Annotated in this window: 21 protein-coding genes; 4 read left to right on the top strand and 17 right to left on the bottom strand. The window is 73.1% G+C overall.

Going from position 1 to position 20,873, the window contains the following annotated elements:
* Positions 1–106 precede the first annotated feature (106 nt).
* Positions 107–898 carry a DUF2189 domain-containing protein gene (locus B9O00_RS01295; RefSeq protein ID WP_085120616.1) on the bottom strand — a complete coding sequence of 264 codons (792 nt, stop codon included), beginning with the start codon at positions 896–898 and terminating at the stop codon, positions 107–109.
* 181 nt (positions 899–1,079) lie between these two features.
* Here B9O00_RS01295 and B9O00_RS01300 point away from each other — a divergent pair, with 181 nt between their 5' ends.
* Entirely contained in the window at positions 1,080–2,054 is a 975-nt protein-coding gene (locus B9O00_RS01300) for a ribokinase (RefSeq protein WP_235017009.1), read from the top strand.
* A 13-nt stretch (positions 2,055–2,067) separates the two neighbouring features.
* On the opposite strand, the gene B9O00_RS01305 is transcribed toward B9O00_RS01300, so the two are convergent.
* The 12 genes from B9O00_RS01305 to B9O00_RS01360 form a co-directional block, all read right to left on the bottom strand.
* Positions 2,068–2,850, bottom strand: a complete 783-nt coding sequence (locus B9O00_RS01305) for an IclR family transcriptional regulator (RefSeq protein WP_143596117.1) — start codon at positions 2,848–2,850, stop codon at positions 2,068–2,070.
* A 34-nt stretch (positions 2,851–2,884) separates the two neighbouring features.
* On the bottom strand, positions 2,885–3,703 hold the full coding sequence (locus tag B9O00_RS01310) for a hypothetical protein (RefSeq protein ID WP_200808365.1): 819 nt from the start codon (positions 3,701–3,703) through the stop codon (positions 2,885–2,887).
* Positions 3,704–3,714: 11 nt separating this feature from the next.
* Positions 3,715–4,515 (bottom strand): SDR family NAD(P)-dependent oxidoreductase, encoded by an 801-nt coding sequence (locus B9O00_RS01315; protein WP_085120620.1) that lies wholly within the window; start codon positions 4,513–4,515, stop codon positions 3,715–3,717.
* A 23-nt stretch (positions 4,516–4,538) separates the two neighbouring features.
* A complete protein-coding gene (locus tag B9O00_RS01320) occupies positions 4,539–5,816 on the bottom strand; it encodes a TRAP transporter large permease (RefSeq protein ID WP_085120621.1) in 1,278 nt (425 codons plus the stop codon).
* On the bottom strand, positions 5,813–6,304 hold the full coding sequence (locus tag B9O00_RS01325) for a TRAP transporter small permease (protein ID WP_085120622.1): 492 nt from the start codon (positions 6,302–6,304) through the stop codon (positions 5,813–5,815). The genes B9O00_RS01320 and B9O00_RS01325 overlap by 4 nt, the downstream gene beginning before the upstream one ends.
* 68 nt (positions 6,305–6,372) lie before the next feature.
* Positions 6,373–7,362, bottom strand: a complete 990-nt coding sequence (locus B9O00_RS01330; RefSeq protein WP_085120623.1) for a TRAP transporter substrate-binding protein — start codon at positions 7,360–7,362, stop codon at positions 6,373–6,375.
* 64 nt (positions 7,363–7,426) lie between these two features.
* Positions 7,427–9,157 (bottom strand): thiamine pyrophosphate-binding protein, encoded by a 1,731-nt coding sequence (locus B9O00_RS01335; RefSeq protein ID WP_218822759.1) that lies wholly within the window; start codon positions 9,155–9,157, stop codon positions 7,427–7,429.
* A gap of 56 nt (positions 9,158–9,213) precedes the next feature.
* Entirely contained in the window at positions 9,214–10,506 is a 1,293-nt protein-coding gene (locus B9O00_RS01340) for a TRAP transporter large permease (RefSeq protein ID WP_085120625.1), read from the bottom strand.
* Complete coding sequence (locus B9O00_RS01345) at positions 10,506–11,033, bottom strand: TRAP transporter small permease (protein ID WP_085120626.1); 528 nt, start codon at positions 11,031–11,033, stop codon at positions 10,506–10,508. The genes B9O00_RS01340 and B9O00_RS01345 overlap by 1 nt, the downstream gene beginning before the upstream one ends.
* 61 nt (positions 11,034–11,094) lie before the next feature.
* Entirely contained in the window at positions 11,095–12,123 is a 1,029-nt protein-coding gene (locus B9O00_RS01350) for a DctP family TRAP transporter solute-binding subunit (protein ID WP_085120627.1), read from the bottom strand.
* A 29-nt stretch (positions 12,124–12,152) separates the two neighbouring features.
* Positions 12,153–13,133 carry an alpha-ketoacid dehydrogenase subunit beta gene (locus B9O00_RS01355; protein ID WP_085120628.1) on the bottom strand — a complete coding sequence of 327 codons (981 nt, stop codon included), beginning with the start codon at positions 13,131–13,133 and terminating at the stop codon, positions 12,153–12,155.
* Positions 13,133–14,140 (bottom strand): thiamine pyrophosphate-dependent dehydrogenase E1 component subunit alpha, encoded by a 1,008-nt coding sequence (locus B9O00_RS01360; RefSeq protein ID WP_218822760.1) that lies wholly within the window; start codon positions 14,138–14,140, stop codon positions 13,133–13,135. The genes B9O00_RS01355 and B9O00_RS01360 overlap by 1 nt, the downstream gene beginning before the upstream one ends.
* A 403-nt stretch (positions 14,141–14,543) precedes the next feature.
* On the opposite strand from B9O00_RS01360, the gene pncA reads away from it, so the two are divergent.
* Together pncA and B9O00_RS01370 are read left to right on the top strand one after the other, a co-directional pair.
* Complete coding sequence (pncA, locus tag B9O00_RS01365) at positions 14,544–15,182, top strand: bifunctional nicotinamidase/pyrazinamidase (RefSeq protein WP_085120630.1); 639 nt, start codon at positions 14,544–14,546, stop codon at positions 15,180–15,182.
* An 8-nt stretch (positions 15,183–15,190) separates the two neighbouring features.
* Positions 15,191–16,570: a nicotinate phosphoribosyltransferase gene (locus tag B9O00_RS01370; protein ID WP_085120631.1), complete on the top strand. Its 1,380-nt coding sequence runs from the start codon at positions 15,191–15,193 to the stop codon at positions 16,568–16,570.
* Between the two features lie 9 nt (positions 16,571–16,579).
* Here B9O00_RS01370 and B9O00_RS01375 read toward each other — a convergent pair whose 3' ends face one another.
* Complete coding sequence (locus B9O00_RS01375) at positions 16,580–17,218, bottom strand: dienelactone hydrolase family protein (protein ID WP_085120632.1); 639 nt, start codon at positions 17,216–17,218, stop codon at positions 16,580–16,582.
* Between the two features lie 35 nt (positions 17,219–17,253).
* Here B9O00_RS01375 and B9O00_RS01380 point away from each other — a divergent pair, with 35 nt between their 5' ends.
* On the top strand, positions 17,254–18,375 hold the full coding sequence (locus tag B9O00_RS01380) for a hypothetical protein (protein WP_200808366.1): 1,122 nt from the start codon (positions 17,254–17,256) through the stop codon (positions 18,373–18,375).
* Here B9O00_RS01380 and B9O00_RS01385 read toward each other — a convergent pair.
* Genes B9O00_RS01385 through B9O00_RS01395 form a run of 3 tightly spaced genes read right to left on the bottom strand, consistent with a single transcriptional unit; the run spans position 18,347 to position 20,808 of the window.
* Positions 18,347–19,327 carry a ribose-phosphate diphosphokinase gene (locus tag B9O00_RS01385; RefSeq protein WP_085120633.1) on the bottom strand — a complete coding sequence of 327 codons (981 nt, stop codon included), beginning with the start codon at positions 19,325–19,327 and terminating at the stop codon, positions 18,347–18,349. The genes B9O00_RS01380 and B9O00_RS01385 overlap by 29 nt on opposite strands.
* Before the next feature lie 9 nt (positions 19,328–19,336).
* Entirely contained in the window at positions 19,337–20,143 is an 807-nt protein-coding gene (locus tag B9O00_RS01390) for a bifunctional DNA primase/polymerase (protein WP_085120634.1), read from the bottom strand.
* Positions 20,140–20,808, bottom strand: a complete 669-nt coding sequence (locus B9O00_RS01395; protein ID WP_085120635.1) for a phosphoribosyltransferase — start codon at positions 20,806–20,808, stop codon at positions 20,140–20,142. Before B9O00_RS01395 ends, B9O00_RS01390 begins: the two co-directional genes overlap by 4 nt.
* Positions 20,809–20,873: the final 65 nt, after the last annotated feature.

Consider the following 20,873-nt stretch of genomic DNA (forward strand, 5'->3'; position numbering starts at 1 on the left):
TAGCACGAGGCAGCGCCGGTCCGTCGCGCGATTTTCGCGGGTCGATCCGGCCGCGGCGCCGGCCGCGGGGCAGCGGCGGAAGAGGCGGATCGCGCCGCCACCCCACTCAGGTCATCACGGTGCGCCGGTAGAGATGCCAGGTCGCATGGCCGAGCAGCGGCAGGACCAGCGCCAGGCCGACGAACAGCGGCAGCGTGCCGAGCAGCAGGGCGACGGCGACGATCAGGCCCCAGGCCAGCATCGGCAGGGGATTGGCGGCGACCGCGCGCACCGAGGTCCAGAGCGCCGTCGCCGGCTCGACCGGCCGGTCGACCAGCATCGGGAAGGAGACGACGCCGACGGCCAGCGCGACGACGGCGAAGAGGAAGCCGACGGCGTTGCCGGCGACGATCAGGATCCAGCCGTCGGCGGTCGTGAAGAGCCGCTCGGCGAACTCGCCGAGCGACTGCGGGAAGGCGCCGAGGGTCGCCCGGTAGATCGCGATCGCGGCAGTCTGCCAGGCGACGAAGAGCGCCGCCATCACCAGGCCCAGCGACAGGATCGACCAGACCCTGGGCGGCTTCATGACGTCGAAGGCGTCGCGCCAGGCCAGCGGCAGGCCGGCCTCGCGCCGGCGGCTCAGCTCGTAGAGCCCGACCGCGGCGACCGGCCCGACCAGGGCGAAGCCGGCGGCCAGCGGGAACAGCACCGGCAGCACCTGGTAGCCGACGATCAGCCGGCCGAGCACCAGGGCGACGATCGGGTAGAGGATGCAGAGGAAGACGACGTGGCTGGGCTTGGCCCGGAAGTCCTCCAGCCCGCGCTTCAGGGCCTCCCGCAGGTCGGCCGGCCCGATCCTGCGAATCGCCGGCTGGCCGGCCGCCGTCCCGATCCGTCCGGTCATCGTTTCCTGGCGCATGGGTCTCTCCTCCTGGATCCAGGGGGCAGGAGAACGTCGAACACGCCGGGCCGCGGCCTCGCGGCCGCCGGTCGGGCGGGACGGAATCCCTGCCCCGGCAGAGCCTGACGGCTGATATGGTGTCTTCGGCCGCCGCTGACCATTGCCCGGGGAATTCCATGCCGAGCTACCGCCAAGACCTGTGCGTTCGAGACCCGCTGGCGGGCGGCGCTCCGGCGACCGGGCGGCGCGGCGGCGCATCGTCGTGATCGTCGTCTTCGGCTCGCTCAACCTCGACCTCTCGGTCGCCGTCGAGCACCTGCCGGCGCCGGGCGAGACGGTGCGCGGCCCGGGCTACGGGGTGCATCCCGGCGGCAAGGGCGCCAACCAGGCCCTCGCTGCCCGCCGCGCCGGCGCCGCGGTCGCCCTGGTCGCGCGCTGCGGCCGCGATGCCTTCGCCGGGCTGGCGCTCGCCGAGCTGCGCGGCGCCGGGGTCGGGCTCTCGGCCCTCGCCGAGGACGCGGCGCCGACCGGCTGCGCCCTGATCGCCGTCGACCGCCGGGGCGAGAACCAGATCGTCGTCGCGTCCGGCGCCAACGAGGCGCTGCGCGCCGGCGACCTGCCCGAGGCCCTGCTCGGCCCGGACCGCCTGCTGCTGCTCCAGATGGAGGTGCCCCCGGCGGAGAGCCGCCGCGCCGCCGAACGGATGCGCGAGGCCGGCGGCCGCGTGCTGCTCAACCTGGCGCCGGCGGCCCCGCTGCCGGCGGAAACCCTGCCGCTCCTCGACTGGCTGGTCGTCAACGAGGGCGAGGCGCGGACCCTGGCCGGCCACCTCGGCTGCCGCGACGAGCCGGCGGCCCTGGCGGCGCGCTGCGGCTGCAGCCTGCTCGTGACCCTCGGCGCCGACGGCGCCCTCGCCGTTGCGGGCGGCCGGCGCTGGCGGGTCGGCGCGCTGGCGGTCGAGGCGCGGGACACGACGGCGGCGGGCGACGCCTTCGTCGGCGTCTTCGCCGCCGCCCTCGACGCCGGCCGCCCGCTGCCCGAGGCGCTGCGCCGCGCCAGCGTCGCCGGCGGCCTCGCCTGCACCCGCCCGGGTGCCCAGCCGAGCCTGCCGACCGCCGCCGAGATCGAGGCCGCGCTGCCGCGGCTGGCGCCGGCGGAGCCGATGGAGGGGTGACGGGAGCGCCGGCCTACGCCGGCACAGGATTGCTGAGCTCGGCCAGGCGGTCGCGCAGCCGCTGGGCCTCGGCCTGCAGCAGGCCGGCGATCCAGTCGATGCGCTCGGCGGCCATGCGCTCGCGGATCGCCGCGATCGAGATCGCCGCGACGACCCGGCCGCGCAGGTCGAAGACCGGCACGCCGACCGCGCACATCGCGCTGACGATGCGCCCGTCGTTGAAGGCATAGCCGCGCCTCCGCGCCTCGGCGATCAGGCGGCGCAGCTCGGCCGGCGCGAAGCCGGGATAGCGCTCCAGGCGCGCCGCGTTGCTGGCGATGATCTCGGCGGCCTCCTCCTCGGGCAGGAAGGCGAGCAGCGCCAGGCTGCCGGCGCCGACGCCGAGCGGCCGGCGGTCGCCGACGTCGAGGGTCAGGGTCTTGATCGGGAAGTCGCCGACCTGGCGCTCCAGGCAGACCGCCTCGAGGCCCTCGGGCACCGAGAGGAACACCGTGTCGCCGGTCTCGCGCGCCAGGCGCAGCAGCGCCGGCCGGGCCAGCTCGGCGACGTCGAAGCGGGTCGCCAGGGAGCCCAGGCGGACGATCTCGTAGCCGAGGAAGTAGCGGCGCGTGTCCGGGTCCTGGTAGGCGAAGCCGCTCTCGGTCAGGGCGTTCAGCAGGCGGTGCGTCGTCGCCTTGCCGAGCCCGGCGGCGAGCGCCAGGTCCGACAGGCGCCAGCCCGCCGTCGCCTGCTCGCCCAGCAGCTTGATCAGCTGGACGGCCCGGCGCACCGACTTGACCGTGACGTCGCCTTCCAAGCGCAACCTCCCCTCGTGCAGCGGCCGCCAGCCGTCAGGAGACGGCGGCGGCCTCGCTCCAGGCCAGCAGGACCGCGCGCGCCGGCACGCCGACCGCGCCGCCCAGACGGCGCGCCGTCTCGTTGACCGCCGAGATGATACCCTGCTCGAAGCTCGAGCGGGCCTCGCCGATCCGGGCCGTCGCGGCGGCGACGGTCAGGGCGGCGATGCCCCGGGCGTCGAGCGCCGGCAGCCGCTGGATGCCGGCCTCGTCGATGCCGATGCCGGCGTCGTTGAAGACGGCGGCGAAGCCGTCGACCCTGAGCGCCATCGCCGGATTGCCGCCGACCAGCCCGCCGTGCGAGCCGGTCACGACGATCTTGCCGGCGTCCTCGGGCCGCACCAGCGCCGCCGAATCGAGCAGCAGGATGCGCCGCGGGCCGCTGCCCGGCAGCTCGCTGCGACTCTCGCCAAGCGACGGCGGGTCGGCCTGCACCAGCGGCGCGGCCTCGAGCCGCGCGGCGGCCTCGGCGGTCCCTTGGCCCGGCGCGACGCCGCAGGCGGCGGCGACGGCGTTGGCCCGGCTGATCCGGCCGCGCGCCAGCATGTCGCCGGTGTCGCCGATCCGGCAGGAGAGGTGGGAGACGGTCGCCGCGGCGATGCCCAGGGCGTCGAGATAGGGCAGGGCCGCGACGCCGGCGCCGTCGAGCCCGATTCCGGCGTCGCAGAGGATCACCGCCCGCAGGCCCGCCTTGGCCGCGAGGTAGCCGGGGTAGCGGCCGCCGTGCGAGCCCGAGACGACGACCGCGCCGGCGGCTTCGGGCGGCAGCTTGGTGATCGTGTCGGCGACCAGCGGTCCGGTGGCGGAAGACAAGCAGGGCCTCCTCAGGTCGGCACGACGGAGCAGTGCAGGCCGCCGTCGACGCAGAGCTCGACGCCGGTGATGTACTTGGCCTCGTCCGAGGCCAGGAAGACCGAGGCCATGGCGATGTCCCAGCCGTCGCCCATGCGCTTCATCGGCGGGATCTCGTTGCGCGCGGCGACCATCTCCTCGACGCTTTTGTAGTAGCCGCTGATCTGCTGGTAGATGTGCGGCGTGTCCATGACGCCGGGCATGATCGCGTTGGCGCGGATGCCCTTGGCGGCGTACTGCACGGCCAGCGACTTGGTGAAGTTGTTCACCGCCGCCTTCGAGGCGTAGTAGGAGCTGTAGGGGTAGCCGGTCCAGCGGATCGCGGCGAGCGAGGAGATGTTGACGATCGCCCCCGAGCCCTGGCGCTCCATGATCGGCAGCACCGCCTTGCAGGCCAGGAACACGCTCTTGACGTTGACCGCCATGACCCGGTCCCAGCTCTCCTCGCTGGCCTCGACCGGGCCGCCGGCCGCGTTGATGCCGACGTTGTTGTGCAGGATGTCGATGCGCCCGTAGGCTTCGAGGGTCTGCGCCACCGCCGCCTCGATCTCGGCGAGCCTGGTCACGTCGGCCGCGCAGGCGATCGCCCGGCCGCCCTCGGCGAGGATGACCTCGCGCGTCGTCTCGGCGGCCGGCAGGCCGATGTCGACGCAGGCAACGGCCGCGCCCTCGCGGGCGTAGGCGACGGCCGCGGCCTTGCCGTTGCCCCAGCCCTCGCCGACCGAGCCGGCGCCGAACACCAGCGCCACCTTGTCCTTCAGACGATCCGCCATTCTCTTCTCCAGGGTTCCATCGGTCAGTTCATGATGAGCTTGGGCAGCCAGAGCGACACCGCGGGCGCCAGCGACAGGGCGGCGAGCACGGCGATGCCGATGACCACGAAGGGGGCGATGTCGCGCAGGCTGCGCTCCAGGGGCAGCCCCGCGATCTTGCAGGCGACGTTGAGGCACAGGCCGATCGGCGGCGTGATCAGGCCGAGGCAGAGGTTGACCACGACGATGACGCCGAGCTGCACCGGGTCGACGCCGAGCGCGACGCCGGCCGGATGCAGGATCGGCACCAGCATGACCATGGCGGCATTGGCCTCCATGAAGGTGCCGACCAGCAGCAGCAGCACGTTGACCATCAGCAGGAAGACCAGCGGCCCGTGGGCCACCGAGGTGACCCAGGCCAGCGCCGCGTCGGGGATGTGGGTGTAGGCGAGCTGCCAGGCGAACAGCTTGGCGGCGCCGACGATGATCATGATGACCGCCGTCGTGTAGGCCGTCTCGCGCAGCGCCGCGAGCAGCCGGCCGAAGGTCAGCTCGCGGTAGACCAGGCCGCCGACCACCAGGGCGTAGACCACGGCGATCGCCGAGCACTCGGTGACCGTGAAGACGCCGGAGAAGATGCCGGCCAGGATCAGGAAGGGCATGACCAGCGCCGGCCCCGCCTGGATGCCGCGGCTGACGACCTCGGACAGCGGCTCCGGCTCGTGGACCGCGTAGCGCCGCTTGCGCGACGTCAGGTAGACGACGACCAGGGCGAGCAGCGAATAGATCGCCCCCGGGACCAGCCCGGCGACGAACAGCCGGACGATCGACTGGTCGGTGATCACGCCATAGACGATGAAGCCGATCGAGGGCGGGATGATCGGCGCGACCACCGAGGCGGCCGCGGTCACCGCCACCGAGAAGCTGCGGCCGTAGCCCTCGCGCTCCATCTCGGGGATGAAGATCCGGCCCATCACCGAGGTGTCGGCGACCGCCGAGCCGGAGATGCCGGAGAAGAAGGTCGAGGCGACGACGTTGCTCATCGCCAGGCCGCCGGTGAAGCGCCCGACGATGGCGTTGGCGAAGGCGACGAGGCGGCGGGTCATGCCGCTCTCGCTCATCAGCGCGCCGGCGAGCAGGAAGAAGGGGATGGCCAGCAGCGTGAAGGAATCGAGGCCGGCGAAGAGGCGCTGGGCGACGATCGCCGGGTTGACGCCGCCGCCGGCCCAGATGACCGTCAGGCAGGCGATGATGATGGCGAAGCCGAGCGGCATGCCGATCAGCATCAGGCCGACGATGACGGCGCCGAGCAGCAGGGTCATGACAGCGCCCCTCCCGCCTCGGTCCGGTCCTCGCGCCCGGCCCGGGCGAGCAGCAGCAGCAGGCCGATCAGCACGGCGCCGGCCGGAATCGCGAGGTAGGGGTAGAACATCGGGATCTCCATGGCCGCCGAATCGCGGCGGCCGCCGATCACCGCGAAGGCGTAGCCGTACCAGCCGAGCGCGCCGGCCATGACCAGGATCAGCAGGTCGCGGACCAGGCCGACCGCCACGGCGACCGGCCGCGGCAGCAGCTCGACGACGACGGTGACGGCGATGTGGCCGCGCCGGCGCAATACCGCGGCGCTGCCGAGCAGGGTGATCCAGGCCATCAGGAAGCGCGCCACCTCCTCGGTCCAGCCGGGCGCGTGGTTCAGCACGTAGCGGCCGAAGACCTGCCAGCAGATGGCGGCGACCATGACGCTGATCGCGGCCAGCAGCAGGGCGTCGAGCAGGCGCTCGATCGCATCGGCGAGTCGGGAGAAGGCCATGGCTCGGTCTCCCGGGCCGGCGCGGCGGCGACAGGCCGCCGCGCCGATCCGTCAGGGGCAGGAGGCTGCTAGGCGGCCTGGACGCGCTCGACCCAGGACTTGAGCTCCGGGAACTCGTCCTTGATCGGCGCGACGGCCTTGCGGAAGGCCGGCAGGTCGGGCTTGACGAACTCCATGCCGCGCGCCTTCAGCTTCTGGCGGTAGGAATCCTCCTGCTTGACCATCTCGGCGGTCGCCCAGAGCATCGCCTTCTCGCCCTCCTCCTGCAGGATCTTCTGCAGCTCCGGCGGGAAGGAGGCGAAGCGCTTCGAGTCGAAGATGAAGGTCATCGCGCCGATCACGTGGTCGGTCGCCATGACGTACTTCTGCACCTCGTCGAGCTTCTTGCTCTCGATCACCTCGAGCGGGTTCTCCTGGCCGTCGATGACGCCCTGCTGCAGGGCGGTGAAGACCTCCAGGAAGGGCATCGGCACCGGGCTGGCGCCGAGCAGCTCCCAGGTCCGCTTGTACATCTTGAGCGGCGGCACGCGGAGCTTCAGCCCCTTCAGGTCGTCGAGCGTGACGACCTTGCGGTTGGCCGAGAGCTTGCGCGCGCCGCGGTAGCCGGCGCCGACGATCTTGAAGCCGGTCTTCTTCTCGATGTCGCCGTAGAGCTCGCCGCCGATCGGGCCGTAGTAGACCTTCTTGAAGTGGTCGAGGTCGCGGATCAGGTAGGGGAAGGCCTCAATGCCGGGCAGCGGGTCGTAGCGGTCGAGCGTGCCGACCGACTGGATGACGATGTCGTTGGTGCCGAGCGGCAGGGCCTCGATCGACTCCTGCCAGGTGCCGGTCGTGCCGCTCGCCGCGACGTTGAACTTGACCTTGCCGCCGGTCGCCTTGGTCACCGCGTCCAGGTAGCGCTGGGTCGCCTCGTACCAGAGGTTGCCCGGATCGTAGATGTGGGCGACCTGCAGGGTCATCTCGTCGATCTCGGCCCGCGCCGGGCGGACCACGGCGCGCGCGAGCGGCAGGGTCAGCGGCAGCGCAAGCGTGCCGAGTAGCAGGGTTCTGCGGTCCATCTCTTAGACTCCTCCTTGTGGAAAGCGCCCGGTTGCTCCGGGTCTCGGGATTTTCGGGATCGGCTCAGGCGACGCGGTCGCCCTTCTTGACCTGGACGGTCCGGTTGTCGACGCCCGGCAGCATCTGCGCCGGGTCGCGGGTCACCACGACGTCGAGCAGGGTCGGCCCCTCGCCGCCCTTCAGGCCCTCGGCCAGGGCGGCGGCGAGCTGCTCCGGGTCCTCGACCCGGATGCCGCGGCAGCCGAGCGACTCGGCGACGCGCGCGTAGTTCACCTCGACCAGGTCGCTCGACTGGTAGCTGCCGGCGCCGTAGATCAGGTGCTGCAGCGCCTTGACGTAGCCCGAGGCGGCGTTGTTCACGACGATCAGGGTGAAGGGCAGCTTGAGGCGGCGCGCCGTCTCCAGCTCGCCCATCACCATGTTGAAGCCGCCGTCGCCGGTCAGGCCGACGACCGGGCGACCGGGGGCCGCCAGCGCGCAGCCCATGGCGCCCGGCAGGCCGTAGCCGATCGAGGCGAAGCCGCGGTCGGGCACGAAGCCGCGGCCGGCCTTCTTGGTGTCGTAGAGCAGGCCGCCCCAGTGCGCCGCGAAGCCGCCGTCGGCGACCAGGATGCCGTCCTCCGGCATGATCCGGTTCAGCTCGTGGAGCAGCCGCGCCATGTTGATCGGCCGCTCGCCCGAGGTCAGCCGGGGCTCGACCGACCTGCGCCAGGCGGCCATGCGGCCGGCGACGTCGTCGACGTAGCCCTGCCGGCGCGCGCGGATCGCCCCGGCGCGCCCGGCCAGCGCCGCCGCCAGGTCGGCCAGGCCCTCCCGCGCGTCGCCCCAGAGGCGCAGCGCCGGCTGGAAGGTGCGGCCGAACTCCTCGGCGACGCTGTCGAGATGGATCACGGTCTTGCCGGCGGCCGGCACGCTGTAGCGCTTGGTCGCGATCTCGCCGAGCTTGCAGCCGACGACCAGCAGGCAGTCGGACTCCTCGATCAGCTTGTTGGCGATGCGGTCGTAGCGGCCGAACAGGCCGGCGCTGAGCGGGCTGCTGCAGGCGATCGCGCCCTTGCCGGTCATGGTGTGGGCGACCGGCAGGTTGATCGCCGCGGCCAGGGCCTCGACGGCCGCGGTCGCGCCGCTCAGGTGCACGCCGCCGCCGCAGAGCATCAGCGGCCGCTCGGCCGCGGCCAGCATCTCGGCCGCCCGGGCCAGGTCCTCGGCCGCCGGCCGACAGCGCAGCGCCGGCGCCGCGGCCAGCGCCGGGTCGGCCTCGAACTCAGTGACCTCGAAGGGATGGGTCGCGTGGCAGACGTCCTCGGGAATGTCGACCACGACCGGCCCCGGCCGGCCCGCGGTCGCGACGGCGAAGGCGCGGCGCACCAGCTCGGGGATCCGCTCGATCATCTCGATGCGGATCAGCTCCTTGCAGGCCGGTCGCAGGATCTCGGCCTGCCGGGTCTCCTGGGTCATGTTCTTCCAGGAGTGCGCGCGGTGGGTGTCGCCGACGAAGACGACCAGCGGCGAGCCGGCGTTGAGCGCCTCGACCAGGCCGGTCACCAGGTTGGTGGCCCCCGGCCCGAGGGTCGCGTCGCAGACGCCGACGCGGCCGCTGACCTTGGCATAGGCGTCGGCGATGAAGACCGCGCAGCGCTCGTCGTTGATCAGGTTGTGGTTCAGGCCGAGCCGGCGCGCCGCGTCGTAGAACGGCAGCAGCTGGAAGCCGCCCATGCCGAACATCGGCCCGACCTCGTAGGCCTGGAGCATGCGGGCGACGGCTTCGCCGCCGGTCATTTCGTTCGAGGTCAAGGGTCTTTTCTCCTGACAGATCTTTCGAAAGTCGCGAGGGACACGAGGTCGGGCACTCAGACGCGGTAGCCGAGCAGCCGGGGCAGCCATAGGGCGATCTCGGGGAACAGGATGACCAGCAGCATCGCCGTCGCCATCGACAGGACCAGCCACAGCACCCAGGGCACGGTCGCCTCCATCGGCACGCGCGAGATGCGCGCCGTGACCATCAGGTTGACCGCGACCGGCGGCGTGAACTGGCCGATCGCGATGTTCATCGCCATCAGCACGCCGAACCAGGTCAGGTTCCAGTGGAAGGCGGCGGCGATCGGCACCAGCAGCGGCAGGGTGATCAGGTAGATCGACACGCCGTCCAGCACCATGCCGGCGAACAGCAGCAGGATCATCACGAGGATCAGCACGACCAGGCCGCTGCCGCTGACCGCGAGGATCGCCTGGGCCGCCTGGTCGAAGGCGCCGAGGGTCGAGCCGGCCCAGGCGAAGAGCCCGGCCAGCGAGATGATCACCATGATCACGGCCGAGGTCTCGGCGCTGTCGGCGAGCACCTTCCAGACGTCGGCCCAACCCATGTTGCGATAGACCAGCAGGCCGACCAGGAAGCCGTAGGCGACGGCCACCGAGGCCGCCTCGGTCGGGGTGAACAGGCCGGAGCGCAGGCCGCCGAGGATGATCACCGGCGCCAGCAGGCCGGGCACCGCGTCGCGCAGGCTCGGCCAGAAGGCCGGCCGCTGCTGCTCCTCGGCGGCACCGAAGTCGTGGCGGCGGCTGAGCAGCAGCGTCGGCAGGATGATCGCGACGCCGGCCAGCACGCCGGGCAGCACGCCGGCGGCGAAGAGCGCGCGCAGGTCGGTGCCGGGCACCAGGATCGAGTAGACGATCAGCGCGATCGAGGGCGGGATCAGGATCGCCGTCGAGGCCGAGGCGGCGATCACGCTGGCCGAGAACTCGCGCGGATAACCGGCGCGCATCATCGAGGGGATCATGATCGTCGCGACGGCGGCGGCGTCGGCCGGGCCGGAGCCCGACATGCCGCCCATCAGCATGCAGACCAGGGTCGCGACGACGGCCAGGCCGCCGCGCCGGGGCCCGACGATCGCCTGGGCGAAGACGACCAGGCGGCCGGCGACGCCCGAGCGGTCGAAGACCATGCCGGTCAGCACGAACAGCGGGATCGCGATCAGCGGGTACTTGGCGATCGAGGCGTAGGCGTTGGTGCCGATCATGCCGACGGAGTTGAGGTCGAGGCCGACCGCGACGGCCGCGGCGCCGGCCAGGCCGAGCGAGACGGCGATCGGCGCGCCGATCAGCAGCAGCGCGACGAAGACCCCGATCAGCAGCAGCGTCGCCATCAGCCGCGGCCCCCGTAGCTGCCGCGCAGGGTCGCGAGCAGGCGGCCGAAAACACGCAGCAGGATCGCGATCGACAGCAGCGGCAGCCAGATGGTGTAGATCCAGTTCGGGTAACCGAGGCCGGGCGAGGTCTCGTCGAAGCGGTACTCGTCCAGGGTCAGCTGGCCGCCGTACCAGACGACCAGGCCGAACATCAGCAGGCAGGCCAGCGCCGCGACGACGTCGCAGACCATCCGGCCGCGCGGCCCGAAGCGGTCGCGCAGGAAGGCGATGCGGATGTTCTCGTTGGTCGCGAAGGCCAGCGAGGCGCCGACGAAGGTCATGAAGACCAGCAGGAAGACCGAGAACTCCTCGGTGAAGGCGAAGGACACGTCCGTCGTGTAGCGGACCACGACGTTGCCGAAGGAGATCAGGCAGATCAGGGCCATCGCCACGGCGCCGAGCGCGCGCTCGATGCCGATCGGCACGCGCACGTGCGGCGGCGTCTCGCGCGGCGCCCCGATTTCCGGATCGACGGACTCGGACATGGCTCTGGCTCCGGGTGCCTGTGGCAGGAGGGGGCGGCGCGGGACGCCGCCCCTGCTCCCCTCAGCGCTTGGCGATGGAGTCCTCGGCCATCTTGACCAGGTCCGGACCGATCTTCTGGGTCCAGTCCTTGTAGACGCCGCGGGTCGCATCGACGAAGGCCTGGTGCTCCGCCGGAGTCAGCTCGACGACGTCGACGCCCAGCTTGCGGACCTCCTCGATCGCCGAGGTGTCGCCGTCGGTCAGGCCCTTGCGCGCCAGCTCGACGCAGAGCGCGCCGGCCTCGACCGCGGCCTCGCGGACGATCTTCTGGTCCTCCGGCGTGAAGGACTCGAAGACCTCCTTGTTGACCGCGAAGATCAGCGGGTCGGCGACGTAGTGCCAGAGCGTCAGGTTGGTCTGCCCGACCGCATAGATCTTGGCGATCGTGAAGACGCTGACCGGGTTCTCCTGGCCGTCGACCGCGCCGGTCGTCAGGGCCGGCTTGGCGTCGGCCCAGCTCATCTGGGTCGGATTGGCGCCGAGCGCGGTGAAGGTGTCGTTGAACAGCGGCGAGCCGACGACGCGCATCTTCAGGCCTTCCAGGTCGGCCGGCTTGCGGATCGGATGGCGCGAGTTGGAGACCTCGCGGAAGCCGTTCTCGCCCCAGGCCAGCGGCACCACGCCCTTGTCGCGCAGGATCTGGAACAGCTTGTCGCCGACCGGCCCGTGGGTCAGGGCGTCGATCGCCTTGTAGTCGGGCATCAGGAAGGGCAGCGAGAAGAGGTTCAGCTCCTTGACCTGCGGCGACCAGTTGATCGTCGAGCCGACCGCCATGTCGATGATGCCGCGGCGCATCGCGGTGAATTCCTTGGTCTGGTCGCCGGAGACCAGCTGGCTGCCGGGATAGACCTTCATCTTGATGCGGCCGTTCGTGCGCTGGCCGACCAGCTCGGCCCACTTGTCGGCGGCGATGCCCCAGGGGAAGGGCGCCGGCACCACGGTCGAGATCTTGTACTCGTCCTTGTAGTCGGCGGCCGCGGCCTGGTGGAGCAGCGGCAGCGCGGTCGCCAGCGCGAGGCCGGCGGCCAGAGCGATCTTGGTCAAACGCATGGTTCTTCCTCCCTCCGGTTTCTTCTCTCTCACGCCGCGGCAGCGGTCATGCTGCGCACGGCCTCCACGACCATCGCCTCGGTGACCCGGACCTTGTCCTCGAGCGGTGGCGCGTAGCTGATCGGGATGCGCGGCGCGCCGAGCCGGCGGACCGGCGCCTTCAGGGCGCCGTGCAGCGCCTCGGCGACGCTGGCCGCGATCTCGGCGCCGAAGCCGGCGACCGAGACGGCCTCCTGGACGACCAGCAGCCGGCCGCTGCGCTCGACGCTGGCCAGCACCGCCTCGCGGTCCCAGGGCCAGAGCGTGCGCAGGTCGAGGACCTCGGCCTCGATGCCCGCGCCGGCCAGGCTCTCCGCCGCCGCGGCGCAGGTGTGCACCGCGGCCGACCAGGAGACGATGGTGACGTCGCCGCCTGCGCGGACGACGCGCGCCTTGCCGAGCTCGCCGGGCTCCGCGGCCTCGGGCACCTCGCCCTCGAGGGCCCAGAGGTTCTTGTGCTCCATGTAGACGACCGGGTCGTCGCAGCGGATCGCCGCCTTGAGCAGCGCCCGGTTGTCGGCCGGGGTCGAGGGCACGACCACGACCAGGCCGGGGATGTGCGCGTACCAGGCCTCGAGCGACTGCGAGTGCTGGGCGGCCGAGGAGCGCCAGATGCCGATCGGCTCGCGCACGACCAGCGGCACGTGGCTCTGGCCGCCGAACATGTAGCGCGCCTTGGCGGCCTGGTTGACCAGCTCGTCGACCGCGCAGAGCGCGAAGTCGGAGAAGCGCATCTCGACGACCGGGCGGGTGCCCATCATGGCGGCGCCGACCGCGGCCCCCATGATGCAGGACTCGGAGATCGGCGCGTCGGAGATGCGCGCCGGGCCGAACTCCTCGGCCAGGCCCCTGTACTGGCCGAACACGCCGCCGCGGCCCAAGTCCTCGCCGACCGCCCAGACCAGGGGATCGCGGCGCATCTCCTCGGCGAGCGCCAGCTTGCCGGCTTCCAGGTAGCTGAGACGCGGCATCAGAAGGCCCTCGTGCGCGGATCGCCGACGTCCTGGACGTCGGCATAGGCGAGCTCGACGGCCGGCCAGCCGGTGGCAGCGGCCTCGTCCTTGGCCGCGCGCATCTCGGCCTCGGCGGCCTCGCGGATCGCCGCCAGCTCGGCGGCGGGCACGCCGGCCGCCTCGAGCAGCTTGCGGCAGTTCTCGATGGGGTCGTTCAGCCAGCGCTCCTGGACCTCGGCCTGCGGCCGGTAGCCGGCGGCGTCGCTGCTGGTGTGGCCGGTCAGGCGGTAGGTGCGCGCGACCAGGAAGCGCGGGCCGCCGCCGCGCACCAGGTCGACCAGCTCGCGGGCCGCCTCGTCGACCGCCTGCAGGTCGTTGCCCTCGACCGTGCTGGCCGGGATGCCGATCGCCTCGGCGCGGGCCGCCGGCCCGGCGCCCGAGGTCATGGCCGATGTCCGGGTCGTCGCGGCGAAGCCGTTGTCTTCGCAGACGAAGAGGATCGGCAACTGGAACACGCCGGCCCAGTTCAGGCCCTCGAGGAACGGCCCGCGGTTGATCGCGCCGTCGCCGAAGAAGCAGACCACGACGCCGTCCTCGCCCTTCAGCCGGATCGCGTGGGCGGCACCGGCGGCGATGTTGATGTTGGCGCCGACCACGCCGTTGGCGCCGAGCATGCCGACCGAGAAGTCGGCGATGTGCATCGAGCCGCCCTTACCCTGGCAGTAGCCGCCGTCGCGCCCGAACAGCTCGCGCATCATCGGCAGCGCCTCGGCGCCCTTGGCCATGGTGTGGCCGTGGCCGCGGTGGGTCGAGAGGATGATGTCGCTCTTGCGCAGATTGCCGCAGACGCCGACCGCCACGGCCTCCTGGCCGATCGAGGGATGGATCGCGCCGAGCACCAGCTTCTCCTGGGCGGCGGCGATGGCCTGCTCTTCGAAGGCGCGGATCCGGCACATCTGCCGGAAGCCGGCGCGGTAGCGCTCGACGTCTAGGTTGGAAACCGGTGGCGTGTCAGCCGGAGGCACCTGCTCTGTCTCCTCTGCCCTGGCCGGCGCCGGAACGGGCGGCGCCTCGAAGGAAGCCGGCTCGAGTCGGTCGGATCGGAAGGAAGGTGCCGAGCTGGGCGGCGGGCAGGCAGGCGGCCGCACAGGCCGCCCGGCGGGCTCGGCCGCAGGGTCTCCGACGTGCTCCCGTCCGTCCCGTATTGACTCGGGCTCGGATTCGACTACTGTTCCACGATACGGAACAAGATATACTCTAGTTTGGAACAAATCGCCGGTCAAGCTGCACGCACGGCAAGGCCGGCATGCAGCGGACGGGCGTTGGCGCGAAGCCGAGGCCGACTTCGAACCCGCCTCGGTGGCGAAAGTCCTTGACGCTGGCCTCGCCGGCCTCCGATGACGAAGGCGGCAGGCAGGGAGGCCCGGCATGGCGGCCATCAGACCGAACGAGAACGACTGCTTCGTGGTCGTCGACCTGCAGGTCGACTTCATGCCCGGCGGCGCGCTGGCGGTGCCCGGGGGCGACGCGGTCGTGCCGCTGGTCAACGGCCTGCTGCCGCGCTTCGCCCATGTCGTGGCGACCCAGGACTGGCACCCGCCGGGGCACTTCTCCTTCGCCTCGGCCCAGCCCGGACGGGCGCCCTTCGAGACCGTCCAGGCGCCCTACGGCGCGCAGACCCTCTGGCCCGACCACTGCGTCCAGGGCACGCCGGGCGCCGCGTTCCACCGTGACTTCCGGCTGGACCGCGCCGAGCTGATCCTGCGCAAGGGCTACCACCCCGGCATCGACTCCTACTCGGCCTTCTACGAGAACGATCGCAGGACCCCGACCGGCCTGTCCGGCTACCTGCGCGAGCGCGGCTTCCGGCGGCTGTTCTTCGCCGGCCTCGCGACCGACTTCTGCGTGCGCTGGTCGGTCGAGGACGCCCGGCACGAGGGCTTCGAGGCCTACGTGATCGAGGAAGCCTGCCGGGCGATCGATCTCGCCGGCTCGCTCGCCGAGGCGCGCCGGGCGATGCAGGCGGTCGGCGCAGGCTCCCTCGCCGTGGCGGACCTCGCCGCCTGACCGCGATCATGCCGGCCAGCCCCTTCCCGGAGATCGACTACGGCCGCAGCCTGCTGCTGACCGACCTCTACCAGCTCAACATGCTGGAGGCCTACCTGGCGGCCGGGACGACGGGAACGGCGGTCTTCGAGTTCTTCGTGCGCCGCTTGCCGGCGCGGCGCGGCTTCCTGCTGGCGGCCGGGCTGGAGCAGGTCGTCGGCTTCCTGACCGAAGCCAGGGTCGACGCGGCCGAGCTCGACTGGCTCGGGCGCTCCGGCCGCTTCACCGGCCGGCTGCTCGACTACCTCGCCGGCTTCCGCTTCACCGGCGACCTCGACGCCCTGCCAGAGGGCACGCCGGTCTTCGCCGACGAGCCGCTGGTCCGGGTGACCGCGCCGATCCTGGAGGCGCAGCTCGTCGAGACGCGGCTGATCAACTTCCTGCAGTACCAGACGCTGGTCGCGACCAAGGCGGCGCGCATGGTGCTGTCGGCCCCCGGCAAGGGCCTGGTCGACTTCGGCCTGCGCCGGGCGCACAGCGGCGAGGCGGGCCTGCTGGCGGCGCGCGCGGCCTGGCTGGCCGGCTTCGCCGGCACCGCCAGCGTGCCGGCCGAGCAGGCCTTCGGCATCCCGCTCGTCGGCACCATGGCGCACTCCTTCGTCCAGGCCTTCGACAGCGAGGCCGAAGCCTTCCTCGCCTTCGCCCGCGCCCGGCCCGACCAGACCGTCTTCCTGCTCGACACCTACGACACCGAGCGCGCCGCCCGGACCGTCACCGAGATCGCGCCGCGGCTCGCCGCCGAGGGCATCGCGGTGCGCGGCGTGCGGCTCGACAGCGGCGACCTCGGCGCGCACGCCCGCAAGGTGCGCCGAATCCTCGACGACGCCGGCCTGACGGAGACGAAGATCGTCGCGAGCGGCGGCCTGGACGAGGCGGAGCTGGCGGCCCTGACCCGGGCGGGCGCGCCCATCGACCTCTTCGGCATCGGCACCAGCCTGGTCACCTCGGAGGACCTGCCGGCGCTCGACTGCGCCTACAAGCTCAAGGCCTATGCCGGCCGGGCGCGCCGCAAGCGCTCCGAGGGCAAGGCCTACTGGCCCGGACCGACCCAGGTCCACCGGCGCCGCGACGCCGAGGGCCGGCCGATCGGCGACCTGCTGGCCCGCGCCGACGAGCCGGCGCCCGCCGGACCCGGCTGGGACGCGCCGCTGCTGCGCCCGGTGCTGCGCGCCGGCCGCCCGGTCGCGCCGCTGCCCAGCCTGGCCAAGGCGCGCGCCCACGCCGCCGAGCAGCTCGCCCGCCTGCCCGAGCCGCTGACCCGGCTCGCGGAGGCGCCCCCCTACGAGGTCGCCGTCACCGACGGCCTGCGGGCGCTCGCGGCCGAGGTCGACGGCTTCGGCAGGCAGTGAGCGGGGCGCTCAGGGCCGCGCCGCGAAGTGGCACCGGAACCAGTCGGCCGCGAGTTCGACGACCTGGTCGAGCGTGCCCGGCTCCTCGAACAGGTGCGTCGCGCCCGGCACGATCGCCAGGCGCGCCTTGCAGGTCATCCAGCCCATCGCCTCGCGGTTGAGCTCGATGACGGCGGTGTCGTCGCCGCCGACGACCAGCAGGGTCGGGCAGCGCACGCGCGACAGCGCTGCGCCGGCGAGGTCGGGCCGGCCGCCGCGCGAGACCACCGCGGCGACGCGCTCCGGCAGGGCCGCGGCGGCGACCAGCGCCGCGCCGGCACCGGTGCTGGCGCCGAACAGGCCGAGCGGCAGGCCGGCCAGGACATCCTCTGCGGCGAGCGCCTCGACGGCCTCGGCGACGCGGCTGCCGAGCAGCGGGATGTCGAAGACCTTGCGCCGGTCGGCCGCCTCCTCCTCGCTCAGCAGGTCGAACAGCAGCGTCGCCAGCCCGACCTCGTTGAGCCGCTCGGCCACGTAGCCGTTGCGCGGGCTGAAGCGGCTCGAGCCGGAGCCGTGGGCGAAGACGACGAGGCCGCTCGCCGGCGCGGGCAGGGCGAGAAAACCCTCGGAGCCCCTTTCGCCGAGGCGCAGCGTCTGCGCTATGCTCATGGCCGCCCCCTTCCTGCGATCGAACGATGGCCATTGTGACCCAGTCGCCCGGCAAGGCTCTGACCGAGATCAATCCGCGGCCCGGCCGCGGCCTGCCCGCGCCGCGCCCCGATCCGGCGGTGCCGCTCGCCGAGAAGGTCGCCTTCCTGCGCGGCATGGTGGCCGGCGAGCCGGACGGCGAGGTGCGCGAGACCCACATGTCCTGGGTCTTCCTCGGCGCCGGACGGGTGCTCAAGCTCAAGAAGCCGGTGCGCTATCCCTATCTCGACTTCTCGACCCTGGCGGCGCGCGAGGAGAGCTGCCGCGCCGAGCTGCGGCTCAACCGCCGGCTGGCGCCGGACGTCTATCTCGGCCTGCGGACCCTGACGCGCTCCGCCGACGGCCAGCTGGCGATCGACGGCGGGCTGGCCGGCGACGGCGGCACCGGGCCGGCCGGCGAGATCGTCGACTGGCTGGTCGAGATGCGCCGCTTGCCGGAGTCGGAGATGCTGGAGGCGGCGATCGTCGAGGGCCGCATCACGAAGGCGCAGATCGAGGCGGTCGGCCGGCGCCTCGCCGACTTCTACGCGGGCGCCGAGCGGCCGAGGCTGTCGGCGCGCGTCCATCTCGCCGAGCTGCGCCGGCAGCAGGCGGTCAACCGGGCGATCCTGACCGCCCGCGACTTCATGCTCGACCACGGCCGCGACGAGCGCCTGCTCGACGCCGTCGAGGCGGCGCTGGAGGCCCAGTCCGGAACGATCGCCGCGCGGGTCGAGGCGGGCATGATCCTGGAGGGCCACGGCGACCTCCGGCCCGAGCACATCTGCCTGACCGACCCGCCCGTCATCATCGACTGCCTGGAGTTCAACCGCTCGCTGCGCCTGGTCGATCCCTACGACGAGCTGGCCTTCCTCGAGCTGGAGTGCCGGCGGCTCGACGCCGGCTGGATCGGCCCGCTGCTGGTCGAGGCGGTCGTCGCGCGCATCGGCGGCCGCCCGCCGGCCGGCCTGACCGCCTTCTACCTCGCCTTCCGGGCCCTGGTGCGCGCGCGCCTGACCCTGGTCCACCTGCTCGAGCCCGAGCCGCGCGAGCCGGCCAAGTGGCAGCCGCTGGCGCGCCGCTACCTGGACATCGCCGAGGCCGCTCTGCTCAGTCCGGCGGCGCCATCAGCTCGCTGATCGAGCCGCCCTCGTGCAGGCGGCGCAGCGCCGCCGCGAACAGCGGCGCCGCGGCGACCACCTGGACGCGCTCCGCCAGCAGGGCCGGCGGCAGCCGGAAGGGCGGCACGCTGTCGGTCACGACGGTGCGGCCGAGGTCCGGCTCCGCCAGGGCCTTCGCCGCCTCGCCGACGAAGAGGCCATGGGCGGCCAGGGCGTGCACCTCGCGGGCGCCGAGCGCACGGCAGGCCCTGGCGGCGCGGGCCATGGTGCCGCCGGTGCTGATCAGGTCGTCGATCACCAGCACCGTGCGCCCCTCGACCTCGCCGACGACCCGCTCGCCGCTGACCACGCCGGCCGAACGGCGCTTCTCCAGGAAGGCGCCGTCGAGCGGCCGGCCGAGGTCGGCCTCGAGGTACTCGCGGAACAGCTGGGCGCGCTTGACGCCGCCGGGGTCGGGCGAGGCGACGACGATCTCGCCGCCGCCGGCCGCCAGGGCGCGGGCGAGCGGCGCGAAGATCGGCCGGGTGTCGAGATGCACCGTCTCGCAGCGGAAGGCGTTCTCGAAGGCGACGACGTTGTGGACCTCCAGCGTGACGACGCGGTCGAGGCCGACCGCCTCGAACAGCTGGGCGACGTAGCGCGTCGTCACCGGGTCGCGCGGCTTGGTCCGGCGGTCCTTGCGGCCGTAGGCGAGATAGGGCACGACCGCGGTCAGGCGCGCGGCCCCCTGGTCGCGCAGGCATGCCAGGAAGAACAGCAGGCGGCAGAGCTTGTCGTGGACGCTCTGATCGGGCCCGCCGTGCAGGCCCTGGACGACGTAGACGTCGGCGCCGCGCACGCCCTCGAGCGGCCGCACCTTGTGCTCGCCGTCCTCGAAGGCGCGCTCCTCCTGGGCGGCGAGCGGCAGGCCGAGGGCGTCGGCGACGGCTTCGCCGAAAGCGCGGCTGGCATCGAGCGCGAAGAGCTTCATCGGGCCTCCCTATCCGGCAGCCGATCCCGGCGGGCCGTCCTCGCGCTCGTGCAGGCGCACGATGTTGCGCGTGACCTGCGCGACCTCGGCGTCGTCGAGCGGCGGCCGGCAGCGCTGGCGGTTCCAGGCGAGCAGCAGCTCCAGGGTGACATCCGGATCGACGCCGTGCCACAGCAGATGGCCGGCCAGCGAGGCGAGGCTGTCGTTGCGCTGCCCCTCGGGCACGCCGGCGCGGACCAGCTCGCGCCAGTCGGCGAGGCTGCGGCCGAGCCGGCCGCCGCCTTGCCCGAGCAGCCAGAGCGGCAGGTGCGCCGGCGGCAGCGCGTCGGGCGAGCCGCCGGGCCGCCAGCGGTAGAGGCCGCCGCTCGGATGGCGCGAGGGCGGCGCCACGACGTAGCCGCCGTCGCCGCGCAGGTCGATGCCCTGCCTGAGGCCCGCCCGATTGCGCACCAGGCCGCCGGGATGGCGGAAGTAGAGATGGCGCCCGCCCCCGCCGGTCTCGGCCTCGACCGTCGCCGGCAGGGGGCCGTGGGCCCGCTCCAGCGCCGCCAGGGAGTCCGCGCCGCCGTGGTGCGGGTCGACGTCGAGCACGACCAGGCCCGACAGCGCCCCGGTGACGATGCCGACGTTGGCCGCCGGCCAGCGCGCGAACCAGGCGCGCAGCGTCTCGGCGTCGGGCCGCTCATGCTGCAGCGGCTCCCAGGCGACCAGCGGCCGCTTGTCCGCCGGACGCAGCGGCAGCACCGACCAGCCGCGCGCCAGGTAGGCGAGCGCTGCCGCCTCGCAGCCGGCGGACGGGGGTACCTCGCCCGTCACGCCGGCCCTCCGCCCGCCGTCGGCGGGGCGAAGGAATCGAGGATGCGCACCACCTCGGCGTCGTCGAGCTGCCCGAAGTCGTCGTAGAACTGGCCGATCGCGAAGAAGCTCGCCGAGGTCTCCAGGCAGACGACCTCGTCGACCTCGGCGGCGAGCGCCGCCAGGGTGTCGGGCGGCGCCACCGGCACGGCCAGCACCAGCTTCGCCGGTCCCTGGCGGCGCAGCGCCTTGAGCGCGGCCCGGGCCGTGGCGCCGGTCGCCAGGCCGTCGTCGATGACGATCGCCGTGGCGCCGGCGACGCGCGCCCGCGGACGGTCCTTGAGATAGCGCTCGCGCCGCCGCTCGATCTCGCGCAGCTCGTGCGCCTCGAGCGCGGCGAAGGCTTCGGGGTCGGCCTCGACGACGGAACGCAGCGCCTCGTTGACGACCAGCTCGGGGCGATCGCCGTCGACGACCGCGCCGACCGCCAGCTCGGGCTGGGACGGCAGGCCGATCTTGCGGACCAGCACCAGGTCGAGCGGCGCTTCGAGCGCCCGGGCGACCTCGGCCGCGACCGGCAGGCCGCCGCGCGGCAGCGCCAGCACCACGGGATCGGCGTAGCGCTTCTCCAGCAGGCGCTCCGCCAGCTCCCGTCCCGCTGCCGTCCGATTGGCGAAGATCCGCATCCGCCGCTCCCGCGCCCGGTCCACCGGCACACAGTCTAGCCAAGGCGGCGCGCCGGCTGCTTGAT

Source organism: Tistlia consotensis USBA 355 (assembly GCF_900177295.1).
Classification (GTDB): Bacteria; Pseudomonadota; Alphaproteobacteria; order Kiloniellales; family DSM-21159; genus Tistlia; species Tistlia consotensis.